The 422-nt window shown below is 42.2% G+C and carries 1 rRNA gene; it reads right to left on the reverse strand.

Going from position 1 to position 422, the window contains the following annotated elements:
* Positions 1-138: ribosomal RNA gene (locus J502_RS16245) — 23S ribosomal RNA — on the reverse strand; the annotation flags it as partial.
* Positions 139-422 lie beyond the last annotated feature (284 nt).

Genomic DNA, 422 nt, shown 5'->3' on the forward strand with positions numbered 1-422 from the left:
TGGTAAGTGGGTTTCCCCATTCAGACATCTCCGGATCACAGGATATTTGCCGCCTCCCCGAAGCTTTTCGCAGGCTATCACGTCTTTCATCGCCTCTGACTGCCAAGGCATCCACCACATGCACTTAATTACTTGACTATACAACCCCAAACAGTCGACGTTACCTACAAGGAGCAACTTCAACATTACAGTTTAGAGTACTGTGCATTTAAGCACTGTACAGCTTCAATCTAAATTCATATACCAAAACGCTTGATTCAGTTAATTTGCTAGTTCTCAGTTCAATCTACGTTAGTCAACAGGTTGCCCTGTAACGTCTATTGAATGAGTTGAACAATTTATTTCAGACTCAAATTTGCCAATCTGTTAATGATTCACTGCATCCTCGTCGGACTGCAGTCAACTGTGATAAATCACAGAAG

The organism is Acinetobacter sp. 1294596, from assembly GCF_000582925.1.
In the GTDB taxonomy this organism is placed as follows: domain Bacteria; phylum Pseudomonadota; class Gammaproteobacteria; order Pseudomonadales; family Moraxellaceae; genus Acinetobacter; species Acinetobacter radioresistens.